The sequence below is a fragment of the Snodgrassella sp. B3882 genome, from assembly GCF_026535915.1.
In the GTDB taxonomy this organism is placed as follows: domain Bacteria; phylum Pseudomonadota; class Gammaproteobacteria; order Burkholderiales; family Neisseriaceae; genus Snodgrassella.
On record NZ_JAFNPF010000001.1, the window covers coordinates 1,429,994 to 1,451,172 of the forward strand.

Annotated in this window: 19 protein-coding genes and 3 pseudogenes; 16 read left to right on the plus strand and 6 right to left on the minus strand. The window is 39.2% G+C overall.

The window, feature by feature from the left end:
- Positions 1 to 524: 524 nt before the first annotated feature.
- Complete coding sequence (locus J3U68_RS06080; RefSeq protein WP_267375499.1) at positions 525 to 1,385, minus strand: YcxB family protein; 861 nt, start codon at positions 1,383 to 1,385, stop codon at positions 525 to 527.
- A gap of 399 nt (positions 1,386 to 1,784) precedes the next feature.
- Here J3U68_RS06080 and J3U68_RS06085 point away from each other — a divergent pair, with 399 nt between their 5' ends.
- Complete coding sequence (locus J3U68_RS06085) at positions 1,785 to 1,982, plus strand: hypothetical protein (RefSeq protein WP_267375501.1); 198 nt, start codon at positions 1,785 to 1,787, stop codon at positions 1,980 to 1,982.
- Between the two features lie 14 nt (positions 1,983 to 1,996).
- Here J3U68_RS06085 and J3U68_RS06090 read toward each other — a convergent pair whose 3' ends face one another.
- Positions 1,997 to 2,650 carry a DUF421 domain-containing protein gene (locus J3U68_RS06090; RefSeq protein WP_267375503.1) on the minus strand — a complete coding sequence of 218 codons (654 nt, stop codon included), beginning with the start codon at positions 2,648 to 2,650 and terminating at the stop codon, positions 1,997 to 1,999.
- Positions 2,651 to 2,981: 331 nt separating this feature from the next.
- Here J3U68_RS06090 and rlmB point away from each other — a divergent pair, with 331 nt between their 5' ends.
- Genes rlmB through J3U68_RS06105 form a run of 3 tightly spaced genes read left to right on the plus strand, consistent with a single transcriptional unit; the run spans position 2,982 to position 5,169 of the window.
- Positions 2,982 to 3,722: a 23S rRNA (guanosine(2251)-2'-O)-methyltransferase RlmB gene (gene rlmB / locus J3U68_RS06095; RefSeq protein ID WP_267375504.1), complete on the plus strand. Its 741-nt coding sequence runs from the start codon at positions 2,982 to 2,984 to the stop codon at positions 3,720 to 3,722.
- 47 nt (positions 3,723 to 3,769) lie between these two features.
- On the plus strand, positions 3,770 to 4,210 hold the full coding sequence (locus tag J3U68_RS06100) for an NfeD family protein (protein ID WP_267375506.1): 441 nt from the start codon (positions 3,770 to 3,772) through the stop codon (positions 4,208 to 4,210).
- Complete coding sequence (locus tag J3U68_RS06105; protein WP_267375508.1) at positions 4,207 to 5,169, plus strand: SPFH domain-containing protein; 963 nt, start codon at positions 4,207 to 4,209, stop codon at positions 5,167 to 5,169. The genes J3U68_RS06100 and J3U68_RS06105 overlap by 4 nt, the downstream gene beginning before the upstream one ends.
- A gap of 129 nt (positions 5,170 to 5,298) precedes the next feature.
- Here J3U68_RS06105 and J3U68_RS06110 read toward each other — a convergent pair whose 3' ends face one another.
- Positions 5,299 to 5,724 carry an Mth938-like domain-containing protein gene (locus J3U68_RS06110; protein ID WP_267375510.1) on the minus strand — a complete coding sequence of 142 codons (426 nt, stop codon included), beginning with the start codon at positions 5,722 to 5,724 and terminating at the stop codon, positions 5,299 to 5,301.
- 88 nt (positions 5,725 to 5,812) lie between these two features.
- Here J3U68_RS06110 and J3U68_RS06115 point away from each other — a divergent pair, with 88 nt between their 5' ends.
- From J3U68_RS06115 to J3U68_RS10680, 5 genes and pseudogenes are all read left to right on the plus strand, one after another.
- On the plus strand, positions 5,813 to 7,126 hold the full coding sequence (locus tag J3U68_RS06115; RefSeq protein WP_267375511.1) for a homoserine dehydrogenase: 1,314 nt from the start codon (positions 5,813 to 5,815) through the stop codon (positions 7,124 to 7,126).
- A 282-nt stretch (positions 7,127 to 7,408) separates the two neighbouring features.
- Positions 7,409 to 7,891 carry a pilin gene (locus J3U68_RS06120; protein WP_267375512.1) on the plus strand — a complete coding sequence of 161 codons (483 nt, stop codon included), beginning with the start codon at positions 7,409 to 7,411 and terminating at the stop codon, positions 7,889 to 7,891.
- A gap of 69 nt (positions 7,892 to 7,960) precedes the next feature.
- A pseudogene (locus J3U68_RS10670) lies at positions 7,961 to 8,788 on the plus strand (ABC-F family ATP-binding cassette domain-containing protein); the annotation flags it as partial.
- A gap of 198 nt (positions 8,789 to 8,986) precedes the next feature.
- Positions 8,987 to 9,298 (plus strand): annotated as a pseudogene (locus J3U68_RS10675) (ATP-binding cassette domain-containing protein); the annotation flags it as partial.
- 348 nt (positions 9,299 to 9,646) lie between these two features.
- Positions 9,647 to 9,853: pseudogene (locus J3U68_RS10680) on the plus strand (ABC transporter C-terminal domain-containing protein); the annotation flags it as partial.
- Between the two features lie 58 nt (positions 9,854 to 9,911).
- On the opposite strand, the gene J3U68_RS06130 reads toward J3U68_RS10680, so the two are convergent.
- From J3U68_RS06130 to pmbA, 3 genes are all read right to left on the minus strand, one after another.
- The gene (locus tag J3U68_RS06130; protein WP_267375514.1) at positions 9,912 to 11,150 is read right to left on the minus strand and encodes a DUF1615 domain-containing protein; all 1,239 of its coding nucleotides are present in this window, start codon (positions 11,148 to 11,150) and stop codon (positions 9,912 to 9,914) included.
- 422 nt (positions 11,151 to 11,572) lie between these two features.
- Positions 11,573 to 12,067, minus strand: a complete 495-nt coding sequence (locus J3U68_RS06135) for a disulfide bond formation protein B (protein WP_267375515.1) — start codon at positions 12,065 to 12,067, stop codon at positions 11,573 to 11,575.
- Positions 12,068 to 12,593: 526 nt separating this feature from the next.
- Complete coding sequence (pmbA, locus tag J3U68_RS06140) at positions 12,594 to 13,922, minus strand: metalloprotease PmbA (protein ID WP_267375516.1); 1,329 nt, start codon at positions 13,920 to 13,922, stop codon at positions 12,594 to 12,596.
- Between the two features lie 286 nt (positions 13,923 to 14,208).
- On the opposite strand from pmbA, the gene J3U68_RS06145 reads away from it, so the two are divergent.
- The 7 genes from J3U68_RS06145 (at position 14,209) to J3U68_RS06175 (ending at position 21,160) form a co-directional block, all read left to right on the plus strand.
- A complete protein-coding gene (locus J3U68_RS06145) occupies positions 14,209 to 14,955 on the plus strand; it encodes a hypothetical protein (protein WP_267375517.1) in 747 nt (248 codons plus the stop codon).
- A gap of 484 nt (positions 14,956 to 15,439) precedes the next feature.
- Positions 15,440 to 15,964, plus strand: a complete 525-nt coding sequence (gene yjgA, locus J3U68_RS06150; RefSeq protein ID WP_267375518.1) for a ribosome biogenesis factor YjgA — start codon at positions 15,440 to 15,442, stop codon at positions 15,962 to 15,964.
- Between the two features lie 112 nt (positions 15,965 to 16,076).
- Positions 16,077 to 16,865 (plus strand): indole-3-glycerol phosphate synthase TrpC, encoded by a 789-nt coding sequence (trpC, locus tag J3U68_RS06155; RefSeq protein ID WP_267375519.1) that lies wholly within the window; start codon positions 16,077 to 16,079, stop codon positions 16,863 to 16,865.
- A 48-nt stretch (positions 16,866 to 16,913) separates the two neighbouring features.
- A complete protein-coding gene (gene map, locus J3U68_RS06160) occupies positions 16,914 to 17,693 on the plus strand; it encodes a type I methionyl aminopeptidase (RefSeq protein WP_267376223.1) in 780 nt (259 codons plus the stop codon).
- A gap of 357 nt (positions 17,694 to 18,050) precedes the next feature.
- Positions 18,051 to 18,335 (plus strand): helix-turn-helix domain-containing protein, encoded by a 285-nt coding sequence (locus J3U68_RS06165; protein WP_267375520.1) that lies wholly within the window; start codon positions 18,051 to 18,053, stop codon positions 18,333 to 18,335.
- A gap of 112 nt (positions 18,336 to 18,447) precedes the next feature.
- A complete protein-coding gene (locus J3U68_RS06170) occupies positions 18,448 to 19,296 on the plus strand; it encodes a YgfZ/GcvT domain-containing protein (RefSeq protein ID WP_267375521.1) in 849 nt (282 codons plus the stop codon).
- Between the two features lie 265 nt (positions 19,297 to 19,561).
- Positions 19,562 to 21,160, plus strand: coding sequence for a peptide chain release factor 3 (locus J3U68_RS06175; RefSeq protein WP_267375522.1), 1,599 nt, complete (start codon positions 19,562 to 19,564; stop codon positions 21,158 to 21,160).
- The last annotated feature ends 19 nt before the right edge of the window (positions 21,161 to 21,179 follow it).

Sequence of the window (21,179 nt, forward strand, 5' to 3'; positions counted from 1 at the left end):
TTCAGACTGGCATGGTTACACGCAAGCACGCCAAAAGTAAGTTTATTGCTGCTTCCAGCATTCTGAGCCGAAATCACCAAAAATCAATCAACTATTTAAGCTTTTGTGGTTATTAATAGCCAATCCCTTGAAACCCTAGTTAAAAATCCAAATTCTCCATTACAACTAGCACTAATCTTGTTTCAAAGCAAGCAGAATAAATCTATTCAACAATTATTTTGCGGTAAAAAACTTCAAGAATAGCCATAGCTTTTAGCCATGACTGATTGTTTCTAACTTTAATCGAATGGGGCTAGTAACCTTAGATAAAATCCTGAAAGTTAAAGTATGGCGTCGCTGAAATATCAGAAAAGAATTAACTTGAAAGTCATCTTAGATGATTGACCAACCGGTCATAGGTTTTCGTCTTTTTTATCTCAGCAAGCCAGTGCCGATCCAAGACTGAAAAAGCACATTTTCAAATTTTAATGGTTTGTTTAACTTATCCCACCTCGCATTGGGGGATAAGATGATAGAAAATTATATTACTTCTCTGAATAATTGTTATATTGTTTCAGTCTCTCTTCCAGCGCATGTTGCTGATCTAAAGTGAACTCTTCATAAAAAAAGTAATAACTCGAATTTTTGTGGATGAAAAAGACATAACCTTTTGATGTTTTTTCAATTTTATAAAATTCTTCATAGTTAATATTAGTCGATCCCTCTTTTTTTTGGTAATTGAATGTTAAATAATCATTATAAAAAATACAGGTCAAACTGCGAAAGTGTTCATTTAATGTTAAAACCTGTTTTTTTGCTAATTCTTTCAGATTAGATCGAGTCATAGAATAAAAAATAATAGATAATATGAAAGCTAAAACAGACGCAAGAAGATTTTTTGCAATGACCTCCAACAAACCTACAACGAAAAATAGAATATATAACATCGTAGCAATTTTTATTTGATTGCGAGATACATGACAAGCTAATTCATATACTCGTTGATAGTCAATTTGAAAATTTATCGTTGCTATTTTGGGTTCTTGGTTTTTGCTCATATAAGGAGCCAAATATTTTTTAACAAGCACTAATTCATCAGGTTGAAACAGGTCATAACGAACAAATTCAAAAACAATCTTATTTATAAATAAAATCAACCCAGTTGTGGTTTCTTGTATTTGATACAGATCTGAGTAATAGAAAGTACTCACTTCATTTTTATCTTTATTTAGCCTCACAATTTTTTCATTATCGAAAGTGAAGCTAAAATTACGCATATTAGCAACGATTGAATTATCTAATTGTTGAGTAAACTCATCATCTAAACAGCCTTGCAATGCTTCAAATGTATCGACTAAATATTGCCGATCAATATGGCAATCAACAGTGACGTTTTGGTGACTCATCTTTACTCCTGGAATGATCTTTATCAGTAATACTGTCAATTTAAATACAGGATATTTAAAGAATTGTTGATTGTATATGAAACCGATTAAATTGTGAAATTATGTGAAATGTTACAAGAGAGGGTATATATTTGTTCAGCCCCAATAATCTTACCCCATTATCATAACTATAAATCTATAAGGCACGCCTTTTATACTCAGTAAAGTTAACTTGGCTATAAGTAATTTACTAAATGGATGATGTTATATGGTGCTATATGTTTGCACCATCTATTATGTTGGTAAATCTGTTCTTCCTAAACGTTTTATGTTACTAGATTTCTTATTAAATTTTCTCCGGTGAAAAAAAATGGTGTAGCCAGTGTAAATATAGCAAGTCAATCTTCAGCATTATGCATGATGGCTAGGATAGATAGCATAAACGAAGGTGAAGCTCGTCAACAAACGGAAATAAAAAAAGGTTCTTTATCTCAAGAACCTAAATTTGATGCTAAGCAAACTGTACGTGAAGCAATTGAACAAGCACTTGGTGATGCAAAAAAGCATTGGCTCGCTACAGCCTGTCATTACTTACGCCAAAATTCAGACAATCATTGAATAGGTCACCAGAACTAGCATCTTTTCACTTCGCCATTGTGCTGAATAAAATTCAGCTTGCCATCCCAATACTCCACTAAATAGACGTCTTCTTCTGCTAATCCCTGCTCTTGCAATTGCTGTTTAAGCCAATCGGTATCTTTATCGATTTTGTGCAAATCTGGAACGCGATATTCACCATTCTTGAATAGAATGAGCGAAGGGTATTTACCTTTTTCTGTAATGGCCGTTAAGGAACCACTTGGCTCGATTTGAGCATAGCTCACTTCCTGAAAAGATGTAATGCCTTGAGAATGCAAAATCGATGCGATATTTAAAATATCAACTTTGTTGTTTTTTTCCAGAATATTTTTCATCACAAATCTTCCGTCTTTTATAATCGTGATGGGTTCACCGATTGCAAATGAACGGAAAAACCAGACATGCTTGCACACCCAGTTAAGCAGAGAAATCAATAAAACACCAATAAGTAAAACGATGATGTATTGCAACAAAGGGATATCTTGATTGTAAATCACACCTCCGATAATTCCACCTAAAACAAAATTACCAATAAAATCTACTGGTGACATCTGATTCATTTGCGTTTTTCCAGAGAAATTCAGATGTAAAATAACAATCAAAAAACCAATTAAAAATTTCACCAATACCATTACATAATATTCCATAAGAGGACTCCATTTTGTTAAATGTTAAAAATCATGGATCTGACCCAACAGAACCACGATCCCCTTAAGTAATAATTTGAAATGCTACATCAGCTAAAATTGAATTTTAGTTAGAGCCAATGACTCACTCATGCATATTTTTACTCTTCACCTTAATAAGTTGAAAAAAATATACTCTTTTGAATATTATATACAAATACATGATTTAGTTATAATAATTAACACAATTATGCAAATTTAAAGAAATTTTAGTAGCAAAATATTCCTTTGCTATAATATAGATCTAGCTCAACAATGAGTTATAATTTATTTTTTTCTATATAAAATAGTAATGGCAAATCAACGTCTCATAATTGGCTTTCATGCAATCAATGCCCGCCTTTGGCAAAATCCGTCCAGTATCATTGAACTTTATGTTCTGGAAGGCAAACATGATGCCAGAATGCGAGATGTTTTGGATAAAGCCGCAGCGGAAAATATTCGGGTTATTTTTGCTGATGCAGCCCGTTTGGATAACTTAAGCAAACACGCCCGTCATCAAGGTGTAGTAGGTTTTATTGATGCTTCCAAAAACCATGTAGATTTGGATGATGTACTGGATAATTTGAATGAGCCTCCTTTATTGCTCATTTTGGACGGAATTACCGATCCACATAATCTAGGTGCTTGTTTACGTGTCGCCGACGCAATGGGTGTTCATGCTGTTATTGCACCCAAAGATAAAAGTGCTGGTTTGAATGCAACCGTGAGCAAGGTAGCCTGTGGTGCGGCTGAAACGGTTCCTTATATTACGGTAACCAATTTGGCACGAACCATTAGAAATTTAAAAGAACGTGGCATTTGGATTTTGGGTACGGATATGGATGGCGCCACAGATTTATATCATTTCGATGCACCTGAAGCCATAGCTTGGATTATGGGAGCCGAAGGCAACGGAATGCGTCGCCTAACCCGTGATTTATGTGATATGCTCATATCTATACCCATGTTTGGTACAGTTGAGAGCATGAACGTTTCGGTTTGTGCCGGAATGGTTCTCAGCGAGACGCGTCGACAGCGTACTTTGAAATGAAAAACTAATTGTCTTGAAATTTGAACTGATAAGAATAAGGATAAATTATGGTTTGGTGCATCATCGCTTTAGTTTTGTTTGTGCTAGAAATGTTTACAGGCACTTTTTATCTATTGATTATCAGTGCTTCTATGTTTAGTGCAAGTTTATCAGAGTGGTTATTTCATACTTCAACAATAACCAATAATCTGATTGCTGCTACTCTTTCTATCATTGGAATTTTAATTGTCCGCCTTTGGCAACGGAAACATCCCCATTCGAATGCTTCATCTCCCACAGATGATACGGATTATGGAAAGATAGTGCGCTTAATTAAACCGATCAGTGCTGATTTGTGGCAAGTAAGCTACCGAGGTACCATTTGGCAAGCTTGTTTTGAACAATCTGAAAAAATGGAGTCTGGGGACACGGCTCAAATCATTGGTCACCAAGGAAATATACTAATATTGACATCTTCAGCTCATTTTTTAAAAGGGAATAATTCATGAATTTTTATATAACGATAACCTTACTTGTGGCCATCGTATTTTTTATATCCATGGCTTTCAAAGTTGTTCCTCAGCAAGAAGTGTTTGTTGTTGAACGCTTAGGTCGCTACCATTCAACACTTACTGCAGGTTTGAATTTCATTATTCCAATAATCGACAAAGTTGCCTATAAACATACCTTAAAAGAAATTCCTTTAGATGTACCCAGTCAGGTGTGTATTACTCGAGATAATACCCAGCTAACAGTAGATGGTATTATTTATTTTCAAGTAACTGATCCCAAATTAGCATCATATGGTTCAAGCAATTTTGTTATTGCGATTACCCAACTGGCGCAAACCACGCTGCGTTCCGTTATCGGCCGCATGGAACTCGATAAAACTTTCGAAGAACGCGATGACATCAATCACACTGTTGTCAACTCCTTAGATGAAGCTGCAGTATCTTGGGGGGTTAAAGTATTACGCTACGAGATTAAAGACTTAGTGCCACCTCAAGAAATTTTGCGCGCGATGCAAGCACAAATTACTGCAGAGCGTGAAAAACGAGCTCGTATTGCTCAGTCAGAAGGTGTGAAACAGGAACAGATCAATTTGGCGTCTGGTCAACGTGAAGCTGAAATTCAAAAATCTCAAGGTGAATCTCAAGCAGCCATCAATGAATCTCAGGGTGCTAAAATTGCCCAGATCAATCGAGCCGAGGGTGAAGCGCAAGCGTTGCGTCTGGTTGCTCAGGCTTCCGCCGATGCAATCCGTCAGGTTGCAGCAGCCATTACCGAACCAGGCGGTAATGAAGCCGTTAACCTAAAAGTAGCTGAACAATATGTTGAAGCCTTCGCCAAATTAGCCAAAACCAATAACACCTTAATCATGCCGGCTAATGTGGCTGATATTGGCAGTTTGGTCAGCGCCGGTATGAGCATTGTAAAAGGACAATCAACAACAACTGCTGTTAAATAAAAATTTTTTATGACGAATTAAAAAGCTGCTCAAACTACTTGAGCAGCTTTTTTATATAAACTCAGAGAATTGATTCGCGTCTCAATAAATTACAATCACATAAAATTCTTTTGAATAATGACAATAAAATTAATCTGTGATTGGCCACAGCCAAGCCCAAACATCCCTGCCTTCCCCCTTTAATACCATATAGGTGCGACAAGCCGCCTCAGTATTCATGCTTTCCACCCCAATACCATGATTTATCAGCTCTACTGTTAAACGAGGATGAATAAAAACATGCTGACTGCCCGTACCAATTAAAATTATTTCAGGCTTATGGCGGATTGCCGTGTGAAAATCCGCTGAATTCAGTTCAGCAATCGAAGCCTGACTCAGTGGTATCACCTCATTGTTGGTGATACATACAGGTTGATTATATAGCTGACCATTAATACTGATACCGCCCGCCTCGACCTGATCAAGCCACATCCCTTGTGAATTTAAGGTTTCATACATCTGCATAAATTGTCCTTGTGCCCAAGTCATGACCCAACTTAAACTAACAGTAGTCAAAAAAACATATTTCCGTTAGCATAGTTAGCTTCTCTATGAAGTTTGACCCTAATATACAAATTAAGATTGTCTAAATCAAGGAGTGAGTATGCAGCCTCTTCGTATCGGTTTGCTGGGCGTGGGCACAGTGGGTGGTGGAACCATCAACTTATTACAGAACAATAGCAGCGAAATTACTCGTCGTTTGGGACGTCAACTCATTATCACGCATGCAGCTAATCGAAATATCGAGAGAGCTAAAAAAATCTGTGATCCTTCGATTAAAATCACCAAAGATGTGTTTGATGTAGTCAATGCAGACGATGTTGATGTAGTGGTCGAATTAATTGGCGGTACCACGATTGCCAAGGATGCAATCATACAAGCTATTAAGAATGGTAAGCATATCGTCACCGCGAATAAAAAACTCTTAGCTGAATATGGTAACGAAATTTTCCAATTAGCCGCCAAACACAATGTTATGGTGATGTTTGAAGCCGCGGTAGCTGGTGGCATCCCCATTATCAAAGCACTGCGAGAAGGTCTGGCCGCCAATCATATTGAATCCATTGCCGGCATCATCAACGGCACCAGCAACTTTATCTTGAGCGAAATGCGTGCCAATGGCAGCACCTTCCAGGAAGCTTTAGCCCAGGCTCAAACTCTCGGCTATGCCGAAGCTGACCCAACTTTTGATATTGAAGGACAGGATGCCGGACATAAGCTAAGTATTATTTCTGCTCTGGCTTTTGGTACACCAATCAACTTTCAACATTGTTATCTTGAAGGCATCAGCCAGCTTAAAAGCATCGATATCGGCTATGCTGAAGAATTGGGATACCGCATAAAGCTGTTAGGCATTACCCGTAAAACCCCGAAAGGAATTGAGCTGCGAGTTCATCCAACCCTATTGCCCGAGAGTCGATTGCTGGCAAAAGTGGAAGGCGTAATGAATGCGGTATCTGTTCAAGCGGATATGATTGGGCAAACCATGTATTATGGCGCAGGAGCTGGGGCAGATCCCACTGCCAGTGCAGTGGTTGCCGATATCATGGATGTCACCAGATTACAAAATGCTGAAGCAAGCTATCGAGTGCCCTATTTGGCATTTCAATCTGAATCATTGGAAGACATCTCCATACTGCCAATGGACGACATTATCAGCAGTTATTATCTGCGCGTGTCCGTGCAAGACGAACCCGGTGTTTTGGGGGAAATTGCTAATATTTTGGCATCAGAAAGTATTTCTATTGAAGCATTAATCCAAAAAGGGGTGATCGATCAAAAATCTACAGAAATAGTTATTCTTACCCACTCCACACAAGAGCGGTTTATTAAACAGTCGATGCAGCGCATCCAAGCTCTGCCACGAGTGTTATCCCCCGTTACCATGATCCGCATGGAAAGTCTCCATCGACGCTAGTTAAGCAAAACGATATTGCGATTCACTCAGCACAAAATCAGATTATTTTTCATTCAGCAGATGATATTTCTATCATCTGCTGTGTTTTTGTGATCACTGATGTTCTATTTGTTCAAAAAAATTAGCGTAAAACTGCTTAAACAATAAGTCTAATTTATATCGCAATACCCTATCCCAAAATAACATTAAATCATTAATAAATAAACAATAATTAACAATTATCCATTGATACGTTCAAAATTTATGTTATAGTATTATGAAATATTATTCTATGTTTATTTCATGTTTAATATCTCTAATAATCCAAATTCAACCCGCGGATTTACACTGATACAAATATTGATTACAGTGTCGATAATCATCATTTTAGCCTCCATTTCCTTTTTTTTTATCCACCGTTTCCAAAGATTTACTGCTCTACAGCAAGCTCAAGCACTGTTGCTAGTAAATAGCCAACATCTGGAAAAAAATTATCAGCATCATGCCAGTTTTAAACAAAACTCAACCACATGGATCAAGCTTTATTCACCACAAAATCAACATTTCTGCGTACGTATTTTGGGTAATCCTCTTTATCATGATGGAAACAGCTATGCTTTAAAAGCGGTATCTTTAGATAAAAAGCGTGAGCCTCGCATCCTGAAACTAAATCGCCACGGCACCATATTGTTATGCCAAAGCAGCGAAAGTACTTGTGAAGAAAAGTTGCCCTTTTTTTCTGGTGATATCAATGTCGATAAACATTGCACAATTTTTAATCGCTGATCATCAGCAATTCTTCTCGGTTACTGCTACAATACGAGCTTAAAAAATGACTTCTTTATTCTATCAATTATGAGCATTTTATCGCTGGATAATGCCAGCTATGCTGTCGGACACCATCCCTTATTAGATCATGCATCACTGCAAGTTGAGGCAGGAGAAAAAATCGGTTTTATCGGTCGCAATGGCGCTGGCAAATCAACATTACTTAAAATTCTTGCTAAAGTTCAGAAGCTGGATGATGGTTTATTAACCATTCAGAATGACTTGAAAGTGGTGTATGTTCCGCAAGAATCACAGTTTAATGATCAAGCCACAGTTTTCGATACCATTGCCGAAGGATTAGGTGAGCTAAAAAGTATATTGGCTGAATACCATAATCTCAGCCTTCACATCAATGATGACAAAAGTTTACAACGCCTAAATGAATTACAAAATGAGCTGGAAAGTCGCAATGGCTGGCAGTTTGATGCGCTCATCCGCCAGACATTGGGCGAATTAAGCCTGCCAGAAAATGAACTGATCGGTAATTTAAGTGGTGGTCAAAAAAAACGTGTTGCATTAGCGCAAGCATGGGTACAAAAACCGGATATATTGTTGTTAGATGAGCCGACGAACCATTTAGACATTGACGCCATCGAATGGATGGAAAATCTGCTTAAAAATTTTGCTGGTAGTTTGATCGTGGTGACACATGATCGTCGTTTTTTGGATCAAATTGCCACTCGCATCATCGAATTAGACCGCGGACACTTACGCAGCTATCCCGGCAGCTTCTCGGCCTATAGTGAAAAGAAAAGTCAGGAACTTGCGGTTGAAGCAGAACACAACCGATTATTTGACAAGTTTCATGCGCAGGAAGAAGCATGGATTCGCAAAGGCATTGAAGCTCGCCGAACTCGTAATCAAGGTCGAGTAAAACGACTGGAACAATTACGCCGTGATCGTGCTGCCAGACGTGAGGTACAAGGTCAGATCAGCTTCAGTCTCAACCGTGGCGAAGCCAGCGGAAAAATCATTGCTGAATTGGAACATGCCAGCTTCTCCTACGGGCATAAACAGATAATGCAGGACTTTTCTGCCATCATCCAACGTGGTGATAAAATCGGTCTGATCGGACCAAACGGCGTGGGCAAAAGCACATTCTTAAAATTGATATTGGGTGAACTACAGCCTACATCTGGCAAAATTCATTTAGGCTCCCGTCAGGAAGTTGCCTATTTTGATCAGTTTCGTCGTTCACTAAATGAAAACGACAGCGTGTTTGACACCATTGGTCAAGGCAATGATTATGTGCAAATTGGGCAACAACGCAAACATGTAATCGGCTATTTGGAAGAATTTTTATTTTCGCCTCAGCGGGCACATAGTCCGGTGAAATCACTGTCTGGCGGCGAGCGTAATCGTTTGTTGCTGGCTAAACTGTTTACCCGACCTGCCAATATATTGGTGTTGGATGAACCCACTAATGATCTGGATATCGATACTCAAGAACTTTTGGAAGAGCTATTACGCGATTACACCGGCACGGTATTTCTCGTCAGCCATGATCGTACATTTTTAGATAATGTGGTTACCCAATCAATTGTATTTCAAGGTAACGGTCATCTAAAAGAATACATTGGTGGCTATCAGGATTATATGGATGCGAAAAGACGCGAAGAGGCTTTGCACACTCCGCCGAAAGCCAGCACAAAACCTAACCAAACAGACGATAAATCCAAAAATAAAAATCGTCGCAGTGATAAACTTTCATTCAATGAACAACGAGAATTAAATGCCTTACCAGATGAAATTTCGGCGTTAGAACAAGAGCAAATGGAACTAAATCTGAAACTGTCCGATCCAGAAATTTTCAAAAATGACTATAAACTGGCAGCTGAATGGCAGATGCGGATCAGTACCATTGAAGAATTATTACTGCAAAAACTTGAGCGCTGGGAAGCATTGGAAGCCAGACAGTAAGCATAACCCAGCTAAAGCAAGACATCACTTAGCCCAGCTTAGCTGGGCTAATGATTGATTAACGACGCCGAGAGCCTTTAGCCGTTCGCATACACAGCGTATAGCGACGATTCACATTTGAAGCATACCAATTGGTATTGTAATCCTTGCTCAATTTAGGACCACTAATCACCACCTGCGGCATAATGGCATAAGGAGCAGCTTGTCCAAATTGCTGTTGATATAACCTTTTAACCTGTTCATAAGTGATGGTTTTTTCAAACTGTGGTTGTTTTTCTTTCAATAAATCAGAGCGAATCTGGTCAGCAGTTAAACTAACACCATAATCTGCAAATAATTGATTAATTAACATTTCCGTTTGACTAATTTGTGGCTGAGCTTTGCCATCCTTATCATAAAGTAATAGGTCGCCATCTAACGCCATATCGTGTTTTAATAATTTATTAATATTCTGCTGAAATGCTGCATTGCGACTGGAATACATCCCCGAATTATAATCAGCAAAACGAAATAAAGGCTGACTATAAGCTGCCGGATATTTCATCAGGCGAAGAATACCATAATACAAACCGCCCTCACGGGTATACAGATAATCTCTTAATTCATTAACAGACCGATTGTCTCGTTGCTGTTCGCGCGCATAGCGCACAGATACCTGCATCGAACCAATGGTAGTAATCGGATTGTTTTGTTCTCCAATATCCTTACCGATTAATTTGGCTGCGGCATTAGCAATGCCGTCAGCGTAAAATTGTTTAGACACATAATTAAATAGTTGGCGATAAATTAAATCCAGCTGTTGTTCAGTTTTTACCTGCGCTATTTGCTTGAGAAAACTGTTTTTCTGACTGGGTTCATTCGACAAGACATAATTAAAATATCTGGCAATGGCTGGTCCCAATGCAGGTCCGAACTGTTTAACAAACTTCTGTGGCACCTCTGTTTGGAATGCATTAATCGCTTTTTTCCCTAAGCCCGGCACAGTCGGATTGGCAACAAAATTAGATTCCTGATCAATCACAGCGACAATCGCGCATACATTTTCTTGAGTTTTGCTAATTCGCAGCTCATCCATAATGCGGCTGATATCTTGTGCCCAAACTTCTCGATCTTTTACCCGACTAGGAATTAATCGACTGATTTGAGCTGGATCATTCAATACAGGCACATTATGTGTCACATCCGCAGAATGGTGCTCTTCACTGTTTTCCTTTTCCTGACAGGCTGACAAAAAAAAGAACAGCATGCATGCCAAGCTGACTTTGTATACAGAAACAAGTAAGAATTTTTTATTCATTCCGGAAGGCTTAAATGATATCGACCTGCAAATATGCTGATTTTGATTGATGTTTCTGGATTAATCCAGAAAAATATATCATATCAAAAAAGAGTAGATAAAGGGGGAGCGTTGCGACATCGTATTTATCATGAACGTTTATTTGCGCTGCAAATGAGTTTCTGGTTTAAACCTTCCTAGGTCTTAAACTTAAAGAATTCAAAATTGATCAGATGGATTTAAACCAGGCAAACCCTATCTAATTTTATATAGAAAAAACTTTTCAGCACTTGAAGAAAGAATAAGAATAAAAATAACTGGGATACACACCAAGGCGATACCATCGTATCCGATTTAACCTTGTTTCTATCCCAGCCTGACAAAAGTAAGCAAAAAATCTTGATCAATCTAAGCAAATCTACATTTTTGATCAATCTATGGCACTAGCCAACACGACGACCGTTACGCACCAGCCACGCCCAGATCCAAATCAGTACCGCTGAAAAAAACAACACACTCCAGATAGGTAAAGAAACATACATAAAAGTTTGCACTTCACCACAATTTCCGGTACCACGAATTATTGGTTCATACCAATTAAACAATGGCGCATCTCTTAAGCGAAATGTCCAAGGTGCCCCGCAGGAAGGCTGATCCATAATAGGCAATTGTTGGATATAAATTTGGTAAATCGCTATGCCCAACCCGCCTATCGCCACCACACTGACTAAAAGAGTGCTGAACAACCGCCCAATCAACTTACGATTAGGTAGCAAAGCACAAATCAAAGCCACCACTGCAGTCAGCATGACTGCTAATCTTTGACTGATGCATAATACACAAGGATTTTTTCCTAAAACATATTGAGCAAAAAAAGAGAAACCCGCACACAATACTGCCAGAAAAAAAACAGACCATAACGCTTTACGAAAACTCATACTTTTCATACCTTATCGAAGAATGCTGCTTATTCGTGATAGCTTAAAAAAACATTATAAAACGAAAAATATCTTGATAACCAGCATTGCCCCAAAAGTGCCTTAAAGAAAAGCATTTCATCAGTTAAGATTGATTGTGCAGATATAAAAGATATCCACCCAAAAAATTTGATCCATACTCAATGGCAATAAAAGTAAAAAAACAAGTCTCTATCAGGACCAATATTATTCAAAATACCAACCATGGTCATTAAGGATTTCTTGGTCAGATACAAAACTTAGAATCTTTGTAATGAGAATGACCTGAGCGTAGTAATGATCTGAAATATGAATTCGACTTAGCATTTTTTTGTGTACACAGCGAATCTTTTCAATAAAAACACGCAGAATAATTATTGAATTCGCCCATTTTGCTTTAAAACATTTTGCAAAAAATTGTTTAACCCAGCAATATGGTTTAATCAAAACTAAACATTATTTGTACAATTAAAAAAGTAAGTCAAAGCTGAAATTCAGCGAATCCAGCTTAGTCACCGGCAACGGTCATGCTATCGATCCAGATTGAACCGATTTTATGTGTTTGTGAGGGCAATGCATCATTGGCTGCACCAACCATACCGGCATACATGTCCTGTAAGCGCGAAGCAATGGTTATTCCTTCAACGGGATAAGAGATGACTCCATTTTCCACCCAAAATCCAGCGGCTCCACGTGAGTAATCGCCGGTAATGGTATTCACACCCTGCCCCATTAATTCCGTCACCAACAATCCCGTACCCATAGCTTGTAAAAGCTCGGTTTGAGAAGCATGAGTATGATTTAAAAACAGATTGTGTACACCGCCAGCATTGCCGGTGGTGGTCATACCGAGCTTTCGTGCACTGTAGCTACTTAAAAAATAGCCACAAACACGCCCTGACTCAATCACAGTACGTGGGTGGGTTGCCACACCTTCGGCATCAAAATAGGTACTGGCAAGCGCTTTTTTCACATGTGGATTTTCCGTTAAATTCACCCAAGGTGCCAATATCTGCTGGCCCAAGCTATCAGCCAGAAAACTAGTCTGACGATACAATGCCCCACCACTCAAAGCACCAACCAGATGACTAATCAAACTGCCAGACAAAGTTCGATCAAAAATGACTGGATATTGACCGGTTGGAATACTCCGTCCAGACAGCCTACGCACTGTGCGCTGCGCCGCCATGGAACCGATTTCTTCTGGCAAAGCTAAATCTCTTGGATCACGCGCCAACGAATACCAATAATCACGCTGCATCCCAGCAACATCTTCTGCCACCACACTACAAGATATACTATGACGACTACCTTTTTGATAGGCACAAAAATCATTGGTATTAGCATAAACATACTGATAATGATCATTCTGCACTTCGGCACCATCCGTATTGATAATACGTTGATCCGCCTCCATGGCTGCCTTCTCCGTACGCTTACCAATCTGAATGGCTTCATCTGTGGTTAAAGCCCAGGGAAAAAAGGATTCAATATCGCCAAATTCAGTCGCCAGTAAAGCTGGATCGGCTAAACCGGCACAGCTATCCTGTGCCGTATATCGGGCAATATTCACGGCGGCACTAACCGCATCTTTAATGGCATCATCACTAAAATCGCCAGTACTGGCTCTGCCTTTAGCTTGACCCAAGTAAACCGTGACATCCAGAGATTTATCTTGTTGGTACTCAATGTGCTCTACATCTTGCTGCCTTACCTGGACATTTTGACCAATCGATTCACTGATATCTATTTCAGCTGCTGTAGCACCTAATTTTTTAGCCTGCTCTAACGCTTGATGACTTAGTCGTTTTAATTGTTCCGCATCGTGATGAAACATATTTTTCTCTTTTACAAGTGAAGATATATTCTAACATGCTGTTTTCAGCTCAGGTGAGATGCATTCAACACCTTAAAACATAAACCTAAAATATGAGCTTGATTTGGCGCTTTTAGTAGGAATAACTTGATTATTTATGGAGCATATATTGATTTGCGCTGTCTATGAATAAAGGCGGATAGAAAGTTTAACGTTATTTCGCTGGGTTTTATAGGAAGATTGAAAATGGTCAAACATACTCTACTCAGATAAAATAAAGGCGATTACAGCAGATAAAAATAATTTTATGAGTTATCGACCCGTATTATATTCAAGTAGAAATATAGATTCAGATCATTACTTTGAGTTTGAAGGAGATGCTAATCTACCTATATTTTGGACAACACTTTTTGATGAACAATGCATACGCAATCTGTACCCCAAATTAAACCACATTGAAAAATTATCTGAACAACAATTTGAAAAATACTTCGAAGATGAAAATCATGCAGATGATTTCAGTCTAATGATCACATTGGAAACGTTCAATACCTGTACTGCTCAAGGATTCGAATATATTCAGCAATTTTATCCAGAATATTTATCTCTGTATCAACAATTTATCGACTATATCAGGCCTGCAAATTCTGAAGAATATATCTATCTTAATATATTCGACTTTTTTCAGGACACAATGCGAGCGGATGAGACTGTCAATTTCTTATTTAGTAGCATCGCTCCTATCCATTCCGGCACAGCTCAAACTATCCATCAACCTCATGAAATGCTTGGTTATTGCAATGAGCAATTTTTTGACTTACCTGCAACTGAGCAAAATGACTTGGCACAGTACCCAGAACAAAACCAACAACAGACCAAATATAGACGCATCCTTAATTCAATCATGTCATGGACTTTAAGCACCATCATAGGAATCAGTGGTTTACTGACATGGTATTGCACGAAACTAAATGGCTTTTTCCACTTCACCAGCTTGGGTTTTCTTTTCTTAACGGTAGTGACATTTTGCCTTGCCATAAAGTACACCAACTAGCAAACCAACTATGTAAATAGATTTTGCATCGAAAAAAAGTGCCTACTCTGAAAACACGTATTGATGCTGCAAAATCGCAGTAATCTATTTACGCTACTTTAGTTTAGCAATATCATGTAGCGTATCTATTGGCTTATTTATATCAATAAATTCAAAGCAATAGACCAATAGTTGCTCCAAACAAACCTAGTCCCAGCTATTTAATGATTAAAATAAAATCAGATTAGCTTATCTAAGCTCAAGTAGAGCTTTAATTTAGATTATTCATGCAAAAACATAAGTTGGCTCGTGCAAACAATCATATCTAATTGAATGAACAGGTTATTTTTTTATAAAATTTTTAGGAGTTTAATTAAAGTAATATTTTAATTGATCTAACTAAATGCTTTAAGCTTGTCTGTTTCAGCAGGAAAAGCAATGCAGACGATAAATTTTTGATAGAATAGATAGATGTGAATGAACACCATGTTAAGAAGTCAATTTTATGAAATCTAATTTTGTCAGCCAGATCAACTCCAACGAAGAATGGATCAGTAAAACCCAAATGAAAAAGCAAATGAATGATTTGCAAGCGCTGGGAATGGAACTGACCCGATTGTCTTCTGATACGCTGAAAAAAATGGATTTGCCGGAAGATTTACTTGAGGCAGTGTTAACTTATCAGAAAATTACCTCCAATAGTGCACTCAAACGACAAGCTCAATATATTGGGCGTTTAATGCGCGAAATAGATCATACTCCGATTAGTCATTATCTGGCTCGGCTTAAAGGTGAAAACACGGCACATAATGCTTATCTGCAACGGCTGGAAAATTTACGTTCAGCCCTGATTGCGGATGATAAAGCATTGACTGAATTAATTAGCCACTATCCCGACATTGAGGTGAATAATCTGCGTACCCTCATCCGCAATGCGCGTAAAGAACAGGCTGAAAATAAACCGCCTAAAGCTTTTCGCGCTTTATTTCAGCTGCTGAAATCTGCAATCAGTGAAGATAATATTGTCTAAAAAAGTGCAGAATGAGAACCCAGTATGCTCTAAATTTATTTTAGAGAGCCATCAGCAAAATTAAACCATAATCTGGTTAACAGTCTTTTAGACCTGTTTTGGATCGATCATAATGAGTGACATACTAAATAAAATCTTGGCTACCAAAAAAATCGAGGTGAGCAAAGCACAAGCAACCATCCCATTTAATGAGGTCAGAGCACAAGCGGAACAACAGACCACGGTACGCTCCTTTCTTCATGCCATTAGCCAAAAACACCAAAATGCGCAAGCGGCCATTATTGCCGAAATAAAAAAAGCCAGCCCGTCTAAAGGGCTGATACGTGCAGACTTTCAACCGGCAGCCATTGCCCAAGCCTATGAAGAAGGCGGTGCAGCCTGTTTGTCTGTTCTCACTGATGAGCAGTATTTTCAAGGAAGTTTTGCCTATTTGAACCAAGCACGCAATGCCTGCACCTTACCGGTTTTGCGAAAAGATTTTATTATCGATCCATATCAGATTTATCAATCTCGCGCCGAAAACGCCGATGCCATTCTTCTTATTGCCGCAGCCTTAGAACAGTCACAATTGCTGGAATATGAGCATATCGCTCATGAATTGAATTTGACTGTGTTACTAGAGGTGCACAACCAAGAAGAGTTGGAAAAATGTCGCGACATGCAAACCCCATTGTGGGGGGTAAACAATCGTAATTTACGTACTTTTGAAGTAGATTTAAATCAAACCTTAAAATTGCTCCCTTATTTACACGGTAAAACTGTGGTGACTGAGAGTGGTATTTTTACTGCCAATGATATCCGCCTGATGCAACAACATCAGATTAATACCTTTTTAATAGGTGAAAGCTTAATGCGTGCGGATAATATCAGTCAGGAACTATCTACATTGGTCAATGCTTGATCAGCCACAATCTGAATACCTGAATAAAGAACCAATCTAAAGGATTAAATTATGTCAGTGATCATTAAAACCCCCGAAGAAATTGCAGCGATGCGAGCTGTAGGTCGTTTGGCCGCAGAAGCATTAGATTATATTGGTCAATTTGTTAAACCTGGTGTGACCACTAATGAGCTGGATAAACTGATTCATGACTATCACATCAATGTACAAGGTGGATATCCGGCACCATTAGGTTATGGTACGCCCCCTTTTCCTAAGTCTTGCTGCACATCGGTCAACCATGTTATTTGTCATGGAATCCCCGACGACAAACCATTAAAAAATGGCGATATCTTGAATATCGATGTCACCATCGTCAAAGATGGGTTTCATGGCGATTCCAGCCGTATGTATGCTGTAGGCGAAATCAGCCCTCAAGCCCGCAGATTAATCAATGTCACCCATCAAAGCATGATGGCGGGTATTGAAGTTGTCCGCCCTGGAGCAACACTGGGCGATATTGGCTATGCCTGTCAACAAGTTGCCGAAAATGCTGGCTATTCCGTTGTCCAAGAATTCTGTGGACATGGTGTCGGACGTGGCTTTCATGAAGAGCCACAGGTGTTACATTATGGAAGGCGCCATACCGGTTTAAAACTGCAACCAGGCATGATCTTCACTATTGAACCAATGATTAACCAAGGTAAACGTCATTTAAAGATTTTGAACGATGGCTGGACTGTTGTAACCAAAGACCATAAATTATCCGCTCAATGGGAGCATGAAGTCCTTGTTACAGATACAGGTTATGAAATCCTAACCATCAGTCCTATGACAGGTAAACCTTAAAATAGCGTAAATTTACCAAACCAAAACATAAAATTATTATTCTTAAACTTTATTATATTTTAGTTAAAAATTTTATGACAAATATAGGTAATTATCTATATTACATCATAAAAATTAACAATATAGGTCTAATTACCCCTATTGCGTAAATATATGCTTTATACCTTTTCTAAGCTAATGTAAAAACTATTGTGATAAGATAGAACTCAATAGATAATTATGCATATTGGTAACTTCTGGCTATAACGTTGACTTTAGTCGGAATTTACCAAAATAATTGATTGTTTATGAATGATCATATTAAATAAAGTAATGCTAGTTAAACATAGACAAACTCGTTTTTAAGGTATAAAAATTATGAAAGCATTTAAACCCATTAATAACGTACGCGAAATCCGTAAAAAACTTGGTTTGAATCAGATTGAGTTCTGGAGTCAGGTTGGGGTAACTCAGTCAGGCGGTTCACGTTATGAAGCTGGTCGCAATATTCCTAAACCAGTTCGCGAACTGGTACGATTGGTGCATGTTGAGCAATTGGAATTGAGCAAATTAAACCGCACCAATATGGAAATTGCTGAATTGTTGAAAAATGATCATCCAGAAATCTATCAGCAGCTCAAATCTAAAATAGATCACAAATAAACTGACTTTTGTTAGCTTATTCGCCCCTACCCATCAAATGGTCGGGGCTTTTACTTTGTTGAATCTCAGAAAATATCTTATGTGAAGATATAAAATGAGAGGATAAAAAAATATGACTCAAATGACATCGTCTCTAATGCCTTTTTTTAGTCTGATACGCGTGAGTGGCGAAGACCGTACTACGTTTTTAAATAATCAGCTTTCAAATGATATTAACAATCTACCTATTGGTCAGGCGTGTTTAGCCACTTACAATACCGCTAAAGGACGTGTAATAGCGACTCTGCTAGTTTTAAAGCGGGAAAATGACCTACTGCTGATGGCAGCCACCGATCAAATTACAGCTTTGCTGAAAAAACTACAAATGTATGTTATGCGCAGTAAAGTAAAACTTGAAGCTATGCCTGAATGGGGCGTGGCAGCGAGTGCCCCGTCTACTCACTTTGACTTACCATCTGAACCGCAATATGTTTTGCCAACAACTCATGACAACAACCAATGGAGTATTACCCTACCGGATGGCTCTGTCATTGAACTGAGCAAAACAGAACATTTACCGCCCTATGATGCCAGTATTGTGACCAACTGGCAGATCTATGAAATAAATCATGGCTTAGCCTGGATTTGTGCTGCTACCAGCGAAACTTGCGTGGCACAAATGTTGAACATGCAGCTAGTTGGTGCAGTTAATTTTAAAAAAGGCTGTTATCCCGGACAAGAAATCATTGCCCGAGCTCAATATCGCGGACAAGTAAAACGTGGTTTAGTCAAATTACAGGCCACAGCGCCAGTTAAAGAAGGTGAACTCATCTATTGTCATGATGACGAAGTCGGTTTAATCATCAACCAAGTATCGGATCTGCATGCCTACCTCGTTTTAGCAGTGATCAAGCATGATGCCGTCGCAGAACCATTGCATACTGAATCAGCCGAACTGAATCTGGTTACACAGTTTTTCTGATCGCTCTCATAGAGATGTTGCAACCATGCCATGGTATAGACTGCTAAGCCAACCTAGGCAAATTTGATTACGCAGATTAAGACTAAAATGTCAGCTAAGCACCTATTTTCAATACCATTATCATGATCTGCCACACAGACAGAAAAAAATATCTTTGGTGACCGCATTTAACCCTCAGATTTTATATTAACTTGTGCTACAATTAGCCTACCTTCAAGACGGCCTGAGCCGTCTTGTTTTTATTGTTTTCACATTAGCAAACAACATGAGCCAAATTGCCCAAGAAGCGGCACGTCGCCGCACATTTGCGATTATTTCACACCCTGACGCAGGTAAGACTACCCTAACTGAAAAGCTATTATTGTTTTCAGGTGCCATACTTTCCGCCGGAACAGTTAAAGGCAAAAAGTCCGGTAAATTCGCCACTTCAGACTGGATGGAAATTGAAAAACAACGCGGTATATCCGTTGCTTCTTCAGTGATGCAGTTTGATTATCGGCAACATGTTGTCAACTTGCTGGATACACCTGGGCATGAAGATTTTTCAGAAGATACCTATCGTGTGCTCACCGCAGTTGACAGTGCCTTGATGGTGATCGACGCGGCCAAAGGTGTCGAAGCTCAGACCATCAAGTTGTTGAATGTGTGCCGATTGCGTGATACCCCTATCGTTACCTTCATGAATAAATACGATCGGGAAGTTCGAGATTCCTTAGAACTACTGGATGAAGTAGAAAATATCCTTAATATACGTTGTGCACCGATCACCTGGCCTATCGGCATGGGTAAAAATTTCAAAGGGGTATACCATATCCTCAATGATGAAATTTATCTGTTTGAAGCAGGTGGTGAAAAGCTACCGCATGAGTTCGATGTGATTAAGGGATTGGATAATAGCCGACTGGATGAATTATTTCCGATTGAAATCCAGCAATTACGCGAAGAAATCGAATTAGTACAGGCAGCATCCAACGAATTTGATCTTAACGCATTTTTGCGGGGCGAGCTCACACCAGTATTCTTTGGTTCTGCCATCAATAATTTTGGTATTCAGGAAATTCTCAATGCCCTGATCGATTGGGCGCCAGCACCACAACCCCGAGCTGCGCTTGAAAGAGTAGTCGAACCAACGGAAAACAAATTTTCTGGTTTTGTATTCAAAATTCAAGCCAACATGGATGCTAAGCATCGAGATCGCATCGCCTTCTTACGCGTTTGTTCTGGCGAATTCACTCGAGGCATGAAAATAAAACATCTACGCCTTAATCGTGAAATTGCCGCATCCAGCGTCGTGACATTTATGTCCCACACGCGCGAATTAGTCGAAGACGCCTATGCAGGTGACATTATTGGTATCCCCAACCATGGCAATATCCAGATCGGCGACAGCTTCACCGAAGGAGAACAACTGACCTTTACCGGTATTCCATTTTTTGCCCCCGAACTGTTCCGCGCAGTTCGAATTAAAAATCCGCTGAAAATGAAACAACTGCAAAAAGGTTTGCAACAGCTTGGTGAAGAAGGTGCGGTTCAGGTATTTCGTCCGCATAATGGTGGTGATCTGATTCTCGGCGCAGTGGGTGTGCTCCAGTTTGAAGTGGTTACAGCCCGATTAGCCAATGAATATGGCGTCGATGCCGTATTTGAACCCGCCAATATCTGGTCTGCTCGATGGGTGTCTTGTGCTGATAACAAAAAAATGGCTGAATTCGAAAAAGCCAACACCCTCAATCTGGCTACAGATGCAGGAGGAAATTTAACTTATCTGGCACCGAATCGAGTTAATCTGTCTCTGACAGAAGAACGCTGGCCAGAAATTCGTTTCCACGAAACGCGTGAATTAACCGTTGCGGTAAACCAGTAATCCCGTTTACCTCGCATCC

Bases quoted from the DNA above. Each gene is read 5' to 3' on its own strand.
- J3U68_RS06080 (WP_267375499.1), bottom strand. From the start codon at position 1,385: ATGAGTCACCAAAACGTCACTGTTGATTGCCATATTGATCGGCAATAT.
- J3U68_RS06085 (WP_267375501.1), top strand. From the start codon at position 1,785: ATGGCTAGGATAGATAGCATAAACGAAGGTGAAGCTCGTCAACAAACG.
- J3U68_RS06090 (WP_267375503.1), bottom strand. From the start codon at position 2,650: ATGGAATATTATGTAATGGTATTGGTGAAATTTTTAATTGGTTTTTTG.
- rlmB (WP_267375504.1), top strand. From the start codon at position 2,982: ATGGCAAATCAACGTCTCATAATTGGCTTTCATGCAATCAATGCCCGC.
- J3U68_RS06100 (WP_267375506.1), top strand. From the start codon at position 3,770: ATGGTTTGGTGCATCATCGCTTTAGTTTTGTTTGTGCTAGAAATGTTT.
- J3U68_RS06105 (WP_267375508.1), top strand. From the start codon at position 4,207: ATGAATTTTTATATAACGATAACCTTACTTGTGGCCATCGTATTTTTT.
- J3U68_RS06115 (WP_267375511.1), top strand. From the start codon at position 5,813: ATGCAGCCTCTTCGTATCGGTTTGCTGGGCGTGGGCACAGTGGGTGGT.
- J3U68_RS06120 (WP_267375512.1), top strand. From the start codon at position 7,409: ATGTTTAATATCTCTAATAATCCAAATTCAACCCGCGGATTTACACTG.
- J3U68_RS06130 (WP_267375514.1), bottom strand. From the start codon at position 11,150: ATGAATAAAAAATTCTTACTTGTTTCTGTATACAAAGTCAGCTTGGCA.
- J3U68_RS06135 (WP_267375515.1), bottom strand. From the start codon at position 12,067: ATGAGTTTTCGTAAAGCGTTATGGTCTGTTTTTTTTCTGGCAGTATTG.
- pmbA (WP_267375516.1), bottom strand. From the start codon at position 13,922: ATGTTTCATCACGATGCGGAACAATTAAAACGACTAAGTCATCAAGCG.
- J3U68_RS06145 (WP_267375517.1), top strand. From the start codon at position 14,209: ATGAGTTATCGACCCGTATTATATTCAAGTAGAAATATAGATTCAGAT.
- yjgA (WP_267375518.1), top strand. From the start codon at position 15,440: ATGAAATCTAATTTTGTCAGCCAGATCAACTCCAACGAAGAATGGATC.
- trpC (WP_267375519.1), top strand. From the start codon at position 16,077: ATGAGTGACATACTAAATAAAATCTTGGCTACCAAAAAAATCGAGGTG.
- J3U68_RS06165 (WP_267375520.1), top strand. From the start codon at position 18,051: ATGAAAGCATTTAAACCCATTAATAACGTACGCGAAATCCGTAAAAAA.
- J3U68_RS06170 (WP_267375521.1), top strand. From the start codon at position 18,448: ATGACTCAAATGACATCGTCTCTAATGCCTTTTTTTAGTCTGATACGC.
- J3U68_RS06175 (WP_267375522.1), top strand. From the start codon at position 19,562: ATGAGCCAAATTGCCCAAGAAGCGGCACGTCGCCGCACATTTGCGATT.